This window comes from Butyrivibrio sp. MC2013 (genome assembly GCF_000424585.1).
Taxonomy (GTDB): domain Bacteria; phylum Bacillota; class Clostridia; order Lachnospirales; family Lachnospiraceae; genus Butyrivibrio.
The window spans coordinates 179,474-192,497 of record NZ_KE384211.1; the positions used below are offsets into that span (position 1 = coordinate 179,474).

The following is a 13,024-nucleotide window of genomic DNA, read 5'->3' on the forward strand; positions in this document are numbered from 1 at the left end:
TATCACTGAACTGACAATTAATGGACTATACTCCTTATTTCATAAGAAAAACCATAGTCAAACTCGCCCTTTAAGTTTATAAACATATGCCAATACTTCTGCTACTGCCTTGTAGAGCTCAGGAGGTATGAACTCGCCTATATCCACACTGGAGTATAGCATTCTGGCAAGGGGTTTATTTTCAACTATCTCAATATTGTTTTCCGCAGCCGCTTCTCTGATCTTCATGGCAATATGATCGGCACCCTTGGCAATGACTCTGGGCGCAGGATCATTGTCCTGATCATATGCTATTGCCACAGCATAGTGAGTAGGGTTAGTGATGACCACGTCAGCCTTGGGGAGATTCTGCATCATCCTTCGCTGGGAGGCTTCTCTCATCTTCTGCTTCTGCTTTGCCTTAACAGCAGGATCTCCTTCGGAATTCTTGTATTCATCCTTGACTTCCTGCTTGGTCATCTTCATGTCTTCATGGAATTTGCGTTTCTGGTATATGAAATCAATGGCTGCAATGAGAAAGTATACAGCCGAGCATTTAATGCCTATCTCAATGATCAGATCACCCATAAAAGCAATGGCCTGCTTTAGTGGAATATCATAGAGAAGGAAAATGGATTCCTCTCTTCCTTTTACCGTAATATATACTACCACTGATAATAATGTGATCTTAAGTATAGCCTTTAAAAGATTAAATAGTGACTGTACCGAAAATATCCTCTTAAAGCCGCTAATGGGACTAAGCTTATTAAACTTAGGCTTCATGGGCTCCCAGGTAACCTTAAAGCCTATCTGAAGATAATTGGCCAAAAGGACTATAGCGCAGCCAATGAGCAAAAAAGGAAGTATGAGCACTCCAACATTTATGATCATGGAATTGATAGAGCTCTTAAGGGCCATTACAGGGACCCTGCCCTCCTCCATCCTGATGGTATGAGGGATATCATTATAGATTTTCTGAAATACATTAAGGATCCTAAGTCCCATAAATGACAACAGGAATCTGAGCATAACAAAAAAAGCAAGAAGATCAGCTGCAATAGATATCTCCTGACTCTTGGCTACCTGCCCTTTTTTGCGGGCATCCTGCAATCTCTTGCTGGTAGGCTCCTCAGTCTTGGCGCCGCCGGGGCCCTGCTTGGCAAAGAACTGCAGATTGTATTTAATTAGATTTTCCCTGCCGGGGGCAGCCATAAGAATATCCATGCCTCTAGCACTCCCTAGGGGCTGATGGAGCTTGCAAACTGTGTCATCAGCTCCCTCATCCTGTCAAATACAAATTCCGATACTCCGGAAAGCATAAAGCTGGTTGTAAAGAGTATGAACAGTCCAACCAGTATCTTGATCTGGATACCAACTGCAAACATATTGAGCTGAGGTGATACCTTGGCCAAGATACCAAGGATCATATTAACGGAAAAGGTCACTATAAATACTGGAAGAGTGATCCTAAAGCCTATGACCATATAGTCCTTCATAAATTCCACAATGGTCCCCAGCATTAGATGAGAATGAGGCACCATGCCGCTCACAGGGATCAGCACAAAGGAATCCGCAAGCGCATCCAAAAGGAATCTGTACATACCACTGATAATGAGAGTGACCATGAGAAACTGCTGATAGAGAACACCCGAAATGGTGACCTGCTGGCTGCTGCCGGGATCCATGACAGATACCATGGAAAGACCTGTCATCATATCTACTATCTGACCGGCAAAAGCACCTATCTGCATACACAAAAGTGCCGAGAAGGCAATGATAAAGCCTGTCATCAGCTCTTTGATGACCATCACCAAATAGCCAAATACAGAATTATAATAGACAGGATCAGGTCTGATTGTCATAAAAATGGCAGAAGCTGTAAAAAGCGAAATAGCCACTTTGACCATATTTGGAATACCTCTGGCACTAAAAAAGGGCGCAACAAACACAAACGCCGACACCCTCATGACTACGAGCAAAAAATATTCCAGATCTCCATAGCTAAAACTAATATCCAGCACTTTTTCACCTTATGTAGATTGAGAAATTAGTCCAAAGCTGATACATAAAATCCGTGATCTGTGTACCCATCCAGTTGCCAAGAAGAATGATGCCCGCAAAGGTAAGAAGTACCTTGGGCACAAAGGTCAGTGTCTGCTCCTGGATAGATGTAACAGTCTGAAATACAGACACTATAAGACCTGTTATAAGAGATACCAGGAGTATGGGCGCAGATACCTTGATCACTATAAAGAGACCTTCTCTGATAATATTGCTGACAACAGAAGCATCCATAATCCACATCCTCTTTTCAAAATAAAAGCAAACTGTAAACCAATCAGTACATAGCTCCATATCCGGAGAATGATCAAATAAAAGTCTTCACAACAGAACCGATTATCAGATTCCATCCGTCTGCCAGTACAAAAAGCAGTATCTTAAAGGGCATCGATATAGTGGTAGGCGGCAACATCATCATACCCATGGACATCAGTACAGATGCCACAACCATATCTATCACTACAAATGGTATATAGATGAGGAAGCCTATGATAAAGCCTGTTCGCAGCTCTGATATCATAAACGAAGGAACAAGAACAGATGTGGGTATCCCTTTAAGAGTACCGTCCCAATCTGTACCACTCATCTCCATAAAAAGCTCTACATCTTTTCGCTGAGTCTGAGGATACATAAATTCTCTGATAGGCTCCATGGCAGCATCAAGAGCTTCCTGCTGGGTGAGCTCGCCATTATCAAAGGGAACAATGGCATCATTATATACAGCAAGTATAGTAGGCTGCATGATATAAAAAGTAAGGAATAAAGCAAGGCCCACCATGACCATATTAGGCGGAGCAGTCTGAGTATTAAGAGCAGTACGGGTAAAATGAAGAACAAGGATGATCCTCGTAAAGGAGGTCATCATCACGATAAGAGACGGAGCCAGCGCCAAAAGGGTCAGAGTGATCAGTATCCTTAAGGGACCGCTGATAGAGCCGTTGCCATTTTCATAGGTCACTGTCACATAATTGGCAATATTAAGTTCCGAGAGATCATCAGCACTTTGAGCGCTGCCGGGCTCATTTATATTGGTCCTGACGCCCTGACTGCCTGTGAGATTGCTCTCTCTTTCTCTTGTAGGATCCGATATAGAAGTATCTGTGATCTCAGTAGGCACTTCTGTAGCCCCTGCAGTCACAGGAAGGACAATAAAAAGAAAAGCTCCGCATACCAAAGCGATCAAGGAGCTTACAATAGCCCTATGCAAATAGCTTTTTAGCATATTGTGATTATTTGATCCGGTCATGCTCCCTTATCTCCCCTCATAACCAGTCAATAGAAAATATACAAACAGAAAATGTACAAAAAAGATAAACGGGAGAATCCCGTCTATCTTAGTTTTTGTCAGAACCGCCGACAAGACCTGCGGCATTTTTAAAGATATCCTTAAATGAAAGTCCTATAGAAGGACTCTCATTTTCAGGAATCGTTATTTCGTTTGCATCAAGCTCGCAGAGCTTTTCTGTGGAATCCTTGCTGACCGCAAGACAAACATACTTCTCTCCGATCTTCAGGATCTGGACATACTGGCTCTGAGAGATCCTATAGGTCTCAACCACACTTATGTTAGAGCCTGCAGTCTTCACTTTTTGCCAGGAAGCAAGCCATTTGGTGACCAGATAGGTCAGCCCAACCACCAGCAGGAATATCAAAAGGACGGTAAAGAACTGAGCATATCCTGCCGCGTCCATTATCCCAGAACCTTCTGAACAGCTTCCAGAACACGGTCAGCCTGGAAAGGCTTAACTATGAAATCACGAGCGCCGGACTGGATGGCTTCAACAACCATGGCCTGTTGTCCCATTGCAGAGCACATAATCACTACAGCCTTGGGATCTGTCTCTTTGATCTTCTTGAGCGCCTGGATACCGTCCATCTCGGGCATTGTGATATCCATCAGTACCAGATCGGGATGAACTTCGTTATATTTCTCAACTGCCTTAGCACCGTTCTCTGCTTCACCTGCGACATTGTAGCCGTTCTTTGTCAAAATGTCCTTGATCATCATTCTCATGAAAGCTGCATCATCACAAACTAAAACATTCTTTGCCATCGCCAAGTCTCCATTTCTTTAGATTGTAGGTAGCTCCGGGGGAGCTGAATAAACCACCTTATAAATGGTTACATAATAGTATCGGCAGGTACAAACATAACTTTAATAAAATATTATAAAACGTATAAAAATTTCTCTTATATTGATAATAACACAATTTTCGGGTAACAAGATATTTTTTTTGAAAACTTAGGTGAAATTTTTGTGGGAAATACTGCTTTCTTGATATAGTTTTCTCGTCTACTTCACTATTTCCGTAACTCTCACGCCGAAGCTTTCCTCAATTACTACTACCTCGCCCTTTGCCACAAACTTGCCGTTGACCAGTACGTCAACAGGTTCGCCTGCAACCTTATCCAGCTCTATGATGGTACCCGGCGAGAAATCCAGGATATCCGATATAGGCTTGTGAGTACGTCCCAGCTCTACCGTTACCTCCAAAGGTACATCCTTAATAAGGGATATATTCTCTCCTCCGGGGGCTATGCCGGCATCCATGCTGAAATTCTGGAAGGAGGCAGGCTGCACGTTCATATTGGGCTGAGGCATCATCTGCGGCTGCTGGTACATGGGCTGCTGGTACATAGGCTGAGGCATAGGCTGGCCCATGGGAGGAGCATCCATAGTAGGTGCAGGCATTGGCGCAGGTGCAGGGGCGGGAGCAGGTGCCGGAGCAGGTTCAGGAGCTGAAGAAGTGCTTACAGAAGCAGCCAGATCCTCTCCTGCACTGGAGATAAAGGTATCATACAGGCTCTTTGCAAAATCTATAGGATAGAGCTGCATGATAGAGGAATCCACAAGATCACCGATCTGCATCTTAAAGGAGATACGTACAAAGGTACCCCTTAAGAATTCTGCGATCTCGCCGGGATCTGTATCCATAGCCTCAAGGAAAGTTGCCTGAGGCGGTGAGATATCAACCTTTTGATTGATCATAGATGAAAGAGCCGTAGCCGAAGCACCCATCATCTGGTTCATGGCCTCTGATATAGCTGAGAGCTGCAGCTCTCCTATCTCAGAGCCTTCAATATTGGTACCATCTCCGCCCATCATCAGATCCGTGATGATCATAACATCACGCTCTTTGAGGATCATGATGTTACTGCCGTCAAGACCTATGGTGTATTTGATCTGTACAAATACGCAAGGCTTTTCGTACTCGTTCATGAGCTTTTCCCAGTTACACAGCTCAACACGAGGCGTAGTGATATTTACCTTCTGATTGACCAGAGAAAATAGCGTGGTCGCAGAAGATCCCATACTGATATTGGCTACTTCACCAATGGCATCCTTTTCTGTATCATTGAGCAGATTCTCATCTATCTCACTGCTCATGGCTGCAGCTGCCAGGTCACCATCCGATGAGCCGCCCACGTTGCCCGAAGTGTCCATCCCTTCCAATAGGGCATTGATCTCGTCCTGAGAAAGAGTCCCATCCATCCCTTATTCCTCCTCTCTGATTACAGAAGTAACTCTTACAGCATACTTATTATCCGAAGTACCCGGGAGTGCAGTGAATTTATCTATATCTCCTACATAGATATGCATCTCATCACTGACTCGTGAATCCAGGCGGATAATATCTCCCTGTTGCAGCTGTACAAAATCACTGACTGATACCTGACATTTTCCAAGGACTGCCTTGACGGGTACATCTACATGTCTCACCAGAGACTCCAGATATTCCACATCATTCTCATCATTTTGCTTTTGCATGGATGAGAACCAATACTTGGTATTGAGTCTGTCCATAACACTCTCAAGAGTAAAGAAAGGAAGACAGAAGTTCATAAGACCTTCAACCTCGCCAATCTTGATATTGAGAGTGACGATAGCGATCATATCGGTTGGTGAGATGACCTGAGCGAACTGGGGATTAGTCTCGATCCTGTCCAAAAGCGGATCGATAGACACTACGTTTTCCCAGGGTTCAACCAGCTGTTGTACACAGATGGTTACCATTTTTTCGATAAGGGGCATCTCTATATCAGTAAAAGAACGAGGCCTGTCCAGAGTACTGCCTTCTCCTCCCAGCATCCTGTCAATAAAGGCAAAGCCCAGATTGGACTGTACCTCCAGGATGATCTGTCCCTGCAAAGGATTAAAATTGACAATACCCAGAATAACAGGATTGGACAGAGCATTTGAAAACTCGGAGAAGGTAACGGTCTCTGAGTTTTCCACCGTTATGATTACATTTTTTCGGAGATAAAGAGGAAGCGTGGTTGAAAGGAGACGACCGTAATGCTCATATATGATCTCCAGAGTACGCAGGTGCTCTTTTGAGAACTTGGCCGGACGTTTAAAGTCATAATCCTTGACCTTTTTTTCGTCGGCCCTGGACATCTCCTCAACATCAAGCTCACCGGTAGATAACGCCGCAAGTAGGTTATCTATCTCACTTTGGCTTAGTACATCACTCAAATTATTCTCACCTCACTCCCCTATATGAGAATAGCTCTACAGGCCAGCATCTTTTTCCTTACAAGCTCTTTATCAGGCTTATGTTGTCAGGAATGAGCTGAAGCTGACTTCGATAATGAACGCAGATGAGAAATAGTCCTGAAGCGTCTCAAGGATCTCTGTCTGCATGGTCTCTTTGATATTCTGAGGATCCTGGGTTATCTGCTCGTAGGTATATTTGCCGACTACATCATTGATCTTACTCTTGATAACACTGACATTACCCTCCATGATCTCGGCAGTACCATATGTCTCATAGTCGGCATTGACAGTATCCATGGTAAGTGTCACGCTGCAGGCCAGGTAATGTACCTTATCATCCTGAGAGCTGAGAGCTATGGTCACATCAGTGATATCATAGTTTGCTCTCTCATTGGCAGGAACGTTGGTGGCATCTCTGCCAAAACCTGAAGCATTGCCCGCGCCGCCTCCGGCTTCAAGCTCAACAGCTGCAGCTATATCAGATACAACAGCTGCAGTCTTGGAGTTGGTCTGAAGAACAGAGACCATCATAATGGCTGTGAGTACAATATTGATGATCAGTAGTGCCAAAATAATGATGGATAACATATTTCTCTTCATGTCTGACCTCACTATCAGTAATTTGCACTAAGAGGATTATAGATCCTGATCACTACTCTCCTGTTCCTGGATCTACCCTCTTCTGTAGAGTTATCAGCTACAGGTACATAGGCTCCTCTGCCGGAATGCTTGATATTGGAAGCATCTATGCCTGTATGCTCCAGGATATAGTAGAATACCGAAAGCGCCCTTGCTGATGACAGTTCATCATTACTTGAAAAGGATGAATTATGTATAGGAACATTATCAGTATGACCTTCTATCTCAATTGTGCCCCCTGCATAACTCTCAAGGACCTGTCCCACTTTATCAAGTACAGGATAGGCATCCTCTGATATTGTAGCCTTGCCGGATGCAAAGAGGAGCGAACCTGAGATGGTCAGCTCCACATACTGACTGCTGTAATCCAGGATTACATCAGATATTACTTCCTCTGCAGTCAGTTCAGCCAGCTCTTCCTCAGTCATACCCTGCTGAAGATCGCCTTCAATAGCCTCTGCCATTTCCTTGGAGGCTTCCATCTGCTCCTGTTCTACTTCAGCTCTGGCATCTGAATTTGCATTTTGACTTTGCTCGCTTGTACCGTCCTCGCTCATAGACTGATCACCCTCCTGGGCTTCAGTCATATCCTCCGCTTCTCCCGAGGCGGCATTACCCATAGAGGATGTATATGCAGACAGTGCATTAAGCTGAGATACACCGTCTCCTACAAGCGCTCCCTTGCCCAAAGCGTTTTCGCCTCCGTTGAATATACTAAAGGCTGATGCAAAGGATGCAGCTGCTTCTTCGAACTTTGCAGCGTCCATAGTGGACATTGAAAAGAGAAGAACGAAGAAGCACAGGAGCAGGTTCATCAGATCACCGAAGGTACCCACCCATGCAGGCGACCCTTTCGGGGGCTCTTCTTCCCGTTTTTTCATATTATCTTCTCCGTTTATTACTCGCCTGAACCGTTAGCAGCGTTATATGCTGCCTGATCGGCAGGGCTCATAAATGCCTTAAGCTTCTCTTCTGTAACTCTGGGGTTCTCTCCTGCCTGTATGGACAGGATTCCTTCCACCATTACTCCTTTATAGGTCAGTTCCTTTTCATTGTTCAGTTTCAGTTTATTGGAAACAGGGAAGCACACCCAGTTGGCCAGCGCCGAACCATAGAAGGTTGTGATAAGAGCAACTGCCATGTTTGGTCCCAGGGCTGATGCATCCGACATGTTGTTCAGCATGTTTACCAGACCTACAAGGGTACCGATCATACCCCAGGCAGGTCCCTGGGCTCCTATATCCTCCCAGAGCTTGATGCCTACTTTGTGTCTTCCGTCTATAGATTCGATCTCTGCTTCCAGAATAGCCCTTACCAGCTCAGGTTCTGTACCATCTGCCGTTAGTACCAGGCCCTTCTTTAGGAGCGGATCCTCGATATTGTTAGACGCTTCTTCCAGTGCCAGAAGTCCGTCTTTTCTGGCTGTATTGGACAGCTCAACTATCTGTTTAACAAGGCCCGCCATGTCAAACTTAGGTTCATTAAGTGCTTTTCCGATGGTCTTGACACCACCGATAAAGCCCGGTACAGACTGCGATCCGAATACGCAGATAAAAGCACCACCGAAGGTAATGATCATCGATGGTACATCGATATAGCTGGGAATTGTCTGAAGACCTCCGGCCGTTGCAATACCTATAAGGATAATAGCAAGGCCACCAACAAGGGATATTAGTGTCGCCAGATCCATCGCACTCTCCTTAATGGTCACATATGCGCCAGTCCCCCAACCCAATCGATAAATCGTTTATAAATAGATTATATCATGAATTGGGGGACTTGTCCTAAAATATTGTCGTTGTTACCTGTAATATCGTACATTTTTGATATTACTAATAGTGCCAAATAATATTTTATCTCTTAAGATTTGTCAGTTCCTCAAGAAGAGTATCGGATACTGTGATGATCCTGGAGTTTGCCTGGAAACCACGCTGAGCAGTGATCATGTTGGTAAACTCATTGGACAGATCAACATTGGACATTTCCAATACGCCTGTGGAAATGGAGCCGCCGTCTACTGTGATATCCTGAACCGTAGGATCACCTGAGTTAAGGGTTGATGAATAGAGGTTGTTGCCTTCCTTCTGAAGACCTGAAGCATTGGAGAACTTGGCTGCCGCTATCTGGCCAAGGAGCAGTGTCTGACCATTGGAATATGTGGCATGGATCTCACCGTTTGTGGAGATCGTCAGACCTGTCATGATACCCATCATACGACCTGTATTATTGTTCTCCAGATCACCCTTTGAAGCCTTGAGTGTGGAAGTACCTGATGAGTTGTAATTCTTGGTGGTAGTAAGGTCTATGCTGATATCAGTCCAGGGATTAAGTCCATCCTCCATATCGGGATTGAAGTTCAGCACGATCTTCTCTGTTGTGGGATCCGTAAAGGTACCATTGGACTTTCTAAAGGAAGATCCTGTGAAAGCACCTGTGGAAGGATCATAATTGAGCATCATGGAATTACGCTTAAACTCTTTAACGGTTGTGGTGGCCTCTGTGTTGGTAATGGTCATCTTCACACCGTCAGAGCCTATGCTCATCTCATAGGTATCATCCTCGTCAAAGTCAGAGCTTGTGATCTTGAAAGCCTTCTTAACAAGGTCAGATAGATCATCCACCTTGCCTGTGGTTGTGGTGGTCTCAGTAGTGATCTTACTGATGATACCTGTAGAGCCGTCTACGGAATAGGTGATACCGTCAGGTGAAGTCTCCTTTACATTGTAGGTCTTACCATCATAGCTGGTTACGGTAAGGCCTGCTTCTGTGATGAGATAGGTCACATCTTCAGGAAGAGCTGTATCTACGCCAAAGGCTGCCAGAGCAGACATTGACAGATCTCCGCCGGCACCTGTTGTAGGGATCTGAGCTATCACTGTCACTTCGGAATTATCTGTAAAGATAACATTTGCAGAGTTGCTGGGGTCAAAGGATGCCGATACATCGCTCATGGCGATAGCCTTCTTGACTACGTTGGAATCAGCATTTTCTGCATATATGGAGATGGTCTTGCCATCACTGGATACAGCATAATCGCTGGTCAGATCCGTTGTATCGGGAGTCAGACCAAAGAATGCCAGCTGAGAAGCTGTCAGATCCCTGAGCTTTCCTGTCTGAGGGAAGGTATTGGAATAATCCGTTCCGCCAACAGAATAGGTGATCTTGACCTCTCCGCCTGATACCTGAGATGAGAGGTTCTCATAATTAACAACGCCCAGCTCTGCTCCGCCTGCCTGAGGATACTCTACAGGACCTATCTTGGTAGCGATCTGAAGGTCACCTGTTGTAGGATCTATAGTATAGCTGGCGCCGGGACCATATTCGGACAGATCGGGATTACCAAAGGCAGCCAGGAAATCAGCTCCCAGTTCGCTGATGGTACCGGAGAGCTTGACACCGCTGACTACTGTAGAGTCTGCGCCTACGTTCCTGTATTCTGCTGTACCTGACTCGGTATCTACTACAAAGGTTACAGAGCCCAGCTTGGAGATATTATCAGCAGGATCAAGAGCATCATACTCATTGTTGATGATAGTCAGGGTATTACCTGAATCGCTGATCTTGTACTCACTGTCAGCTTTTATAAAGCTCTCATCACCTGTCATGCCAAAGTATGACAGGAGCTTGTACATATTGTCATTAAGACCTGCCAGAGATCCCTCCTGAGGAACTGTAAGGATAGGACCTGCAGAATCAGGATACTGGAAGGTAACATTGCCGCCTGCAACATCTGCTGTCAGATCATAGATCTCAGATCTGCCAAGAGTGCCGGACTTGGTAGCATTCTTAAAGGTGATGGTCATCTCACCCATATTGGATGAGCCTGAGGATGTGGATGTATTCTCTGTAGAGATAGAGAAGGTAGCAGCACCGCCATACTGATCCAGGATAGAATCAGGATCGATACCGTAGTATTTGAGCACGTCATCAGACAATGAGCTGAGATATCCTGTCTTACGGATAGTGGTGGTAACAGGCTTACCGCTTGAGATGGTAGCCACATCATCATTTACGCTGACAGCATATGCATTTGCATCTTCCTTGTTAACAGAGTGGTAGGTAGATGTGGAATCATATACTGTAACAGTCTGGCCGTTGGCTGCCAGGGAATATGTAGCTTCTGAGCTGAAGTTCTCGGGGAAGTCTATAAATGCCTTCTTCATGGCTGTGAGATTCTCAGATGACAGAGCTGATATCTGGCTCTTCTCCAGTATGGAGATCTCGCCTGCCGCAGTTGTGTACTGGATAGCAGCGGTCTTGCCGCTGATACCTACTACATAACCGGCGCTTGTGGCTACTGACTTGGGAATTGTAGAGCTTGCTACATTTACCTGAGAGATAGTCAGATTGCCCAGCTCGTCCATGGTGTATTTATCAGAGCCCTTAAAGCCGTCGCTTCCAAGAGTGATGCCATAGAGAGTATTGATGATGCCTGCATCATCCAAATCCTCCAGAGTACCTTCTACAGGGATACCTGTGTATGCATCATTTTCCTTGGTAGCAAGGTTGGAATCGGTAATGGCAAAATTAGCAGTACCGGAGCCTGTAGAATAGCTTGATACGTAGTATTTGCTATTGAGTACGCCGGGTACCTGAGAAGTGATACCTGCCTGGTTGTCATTGCCCAGGTGTACCATTGCCAGCTGCTCATTGCCTACGGATTTGCCCTTGGAATCCAGGATATCTGTAAGTGTCATGGAATAGAGATTGCTCTCTCCGTCCACGTCCTTGACAGTAAACTGAGCTGTGTAGAGATAGCCAAGATTGTCATAGAATTCCATTGACAGGGTCTTTCCTGCAGATGATGTGATATTCACATCCTTGGCATCAATATTACCTGTGATGACTGCCTGGGATGTACCTTCAGGTGGATAGGTAGTGGATGAATCACTCATGATCTGCATGTTGGTGAGACCGCCGTTCTGATTGACCTGTGTAACACCGGTATCAGGATCGGTGGTAGCCATCCAACCCATTACATAATAACCGTCAGACTGTGTAGCCAGATTGCCTGCACCGTCTACGTAGAAGGAACCGTCTCTTGTATAGAGATTCTGAGCTCCGTTATTGACTACAAAGAAGGAATCGCCGCTGATCATCAGATCAAAGGGATTGTTGGTAGTCTGTGTAGCACCCTGAGTATCAATAGCTGTTGAAATAGCAGCTGACTGAGCACCAAGACCTATCTGGCGGGCGTTCACACCGCCTCTGGTCTCTGTGGCGCCTGATGCAGACTGAGTAGTCTGATACATCAGATCAGAGAAGCTGATAGACTGTGATTTATAGGATGTGGTGTTAACATTGGCTATATTGTTACCAATAACGTCCATCTTGGTCTGATGGGTCTTAAGTCCTGCAACACCTGAGTACATTGATCTTAACATAGAAAAACCTCCGTTATATCTAACATTGAACAGATCAGTTATGCGATAACTGCGCCGTCAATGTTTGTAAAAATCTTGCCGGAATCTTCACTGTCCGCATCCATTGCTGTGACAACCGTATTGTTTGGGACATTTACTATAAATGCCAGGCTGTCAACCAGGATCAGTGAATCATGGATCCCTTTCTCTCCTGCCTTGAGCTTGCCTTCGTTTAGTCTTTCCATCTGCCCCGGAGTCAGTGTGATATTACGCTCTGACAACCTGGCTGATGCATGCCTCGAGAATCTGGGATAATCGCTTTTGCCGGCCTCTCTTTGAAGTATTGACTGAAATGATTCGCCTTCATCCTGAGGCCTTACAATTGGCTTTGCTCCCGCCCCGTTTCCCAGCAGCCTGTCCTGGACTTCATTTATGGAGAGAAAGGAGGGATTTATTCTATCCATATATGCCTTCCTTTCATATC

Annotated in this window: 13 protein-coding genes; all 13 read right to left on the reverse strand. The window is 45.2% G+C overall.

All coding sequences use genetic code 11. The features are described 5' to 3' along the window. Nucleotides 1-57: 57 nt before the first annotated feature. Complete coding sequence (gene flhB, locus G636_RS0115215) at nucleotides 58-1,203, reverse strand: flagellar biosynthesis protein FlhB (protein ID WP_051227069.1); 1,146 nt, start codon at nucleotides 1,201-1,203, stop codon at nucleotides 58-60. A gap of 14 nt (nucleotides 1,204-1,217) precedes the next feature. Then, nucleotides 1,218-2,000, reverse strand: coding sequence for a flagellar biosynthetic protein FliR (locus G636_RS0115220; RefSeq protein WP_026508754.1), 783 nt, complete (start codon nucleotides 1,998-2,000; stop codon nucleotides 1,218-1,220). 4 nt (nucleotides 2,001-2,004) lie between these two features. After that, nucleotides 2,005-2,274: a flagellar biosynthesis protein FliQ gene (fliQ, locus tag G636_RS0115225; protein ID WP_026508755.1), complete on the reverse strand. Its 270-nt coding sequence runs from the start codon at nucleotides 2,272-2,274 to the stop codon at nucleotides 2,005-2,007. A gap of 73 nt (nucleotides 2,275-2,347) precedes the next feature. After that, the gene (gene fliP, locus G636_RS0115230; RefSeq protein ID WP_242826987.1) at nucleotides 2,348-3,286 is read right to left on the reverse strand and encodes a flagellar type III secretion system pore protein FliP; all 939 of its coding nucleotides are present in this window, start codon (nucleotides 3,284-3,286) and stop codon (nucleotides 2,348-2,350) included. A gap of 88 nt (nucleotides 3,287-3,374) precedes the next feature. Next, a complete protein-coding gene (locus tag G636_RS18900) occupies nucleotides 3,375-3,731 on the reverse strand; it encodes a flagellar biosynthetic protein FliO (RefSeq protein ID WP_035779827.1) in 357 nt (118 codons plus the stop codon). Continuing rightward, on the reverse strand, nucleotides 3,731-4,093 hold the full coding sequence (locus tag G636_RS0115240) for a response regulator (protein WP_026508757.1): 363 nt from the start codon (nucleotides 4,091-4,093) through the stop codon (nucleotides 3,731-3,733). The genes G636_RS18900 and G636_RS0115240 overlap by 1 nt, the downstream gene beginning before the upstream one ends. A gap of 240 nt (nucleotides 4,094-4,333) precedes the next feature. Further along, nucleotides 4,334-5,533 (reverse strand): flagellar motor switch phosphatase FliY, encoded by a 1,200-nt coding sequence (gene fliY, locus G636_RS0115245; RefSeq protein WP_026508758.1) that lies wholly within the window; start codon nucleotides 5,531-5,533, stop codon nucleotides 4,334-4,336. A gap of 3 nt (nucleotides 5,534-5,536) precedes the next feature. Further along, nucleotides 5,537-6,517, reverse strand: coding sequence for a flagellar motor switch protein FliM (fliM, locus tag G636_RS0115250; protein ID WP_026508759.1), 981 nt, complete (start codon nucleotides 6,515-6,517; stop codon nucleotides 5,537-5,539). Nucleotides 6,518-6,595: 78 nt separating this feature from the next. Continuing rightward, on the reverse strand, nucleotides 6,596-7,138 hold the full coding sequence (locus tag G636_RS0115255) for a flagellar basal body-associated FliL family protein (RefSeq protein WP_026508760.1): 543 nt from the start codon (nucleotides 7,136-7,138) through the stop codon (nucleotides 6,596-6,598). A gap of 14 nt (nucleotides 7,139-7,152) precedes the next feature. Continuing rightward, on the reverse strand, nucleotides 7,153-8,058 hold the full coding sequence (locus G636_RS0115260) for an OmpA/MotB family protein (protein ID WP_026508761.1): 906 nt from the start codon (nucleotides 8,056-8,058) through the stop codon (nucleotides 7,153-7,155). A 17-nt stretch (nucleotides 8,059-8,075) separates the two neighbouring features. Continuing rightward, on the reverse strand, nucleotides 8,076-8,867 hold the full coding sequence (locus tag G636_RS0115265; protein WP_026508762.1) for a motility protein A: 792 nt from the start codon (nucleotides 8,865-8,867) through the stop codon (nucleotides 8,076-8,078). 163 nt (nucleotides 8,868-9,030) lie between these two features. Next, on the reverse strand, nucleotides 9,031-12,561 hold the full coding sequence (locus tag G636_RS0115270) for a flagellar hook-basal body complex protein (RefSeq protein WP_026508763.1): 3,531 nt from the start codon (nucleotides 12,559-12,561) through the stop codon (nucleotides 9,031-9,033). Nucleotides 12,562-12,599: 38 nt separating this feature from the next. Beyond that, complete coding sequence (locus G636_RS0115275) at nucleotides 12,600-13,004, reverse strand: TIGR02530 family flagellar biosynthesis protein (RefSeq protein WP_026508764.1); 405 nt, start codon at nucleotides 13,002-13,004, stop codon at nucleotides 12,600-12,602. Between the last annotated feature and the right edge of the window lie 20 nt (nucleotides 13,005-13,024).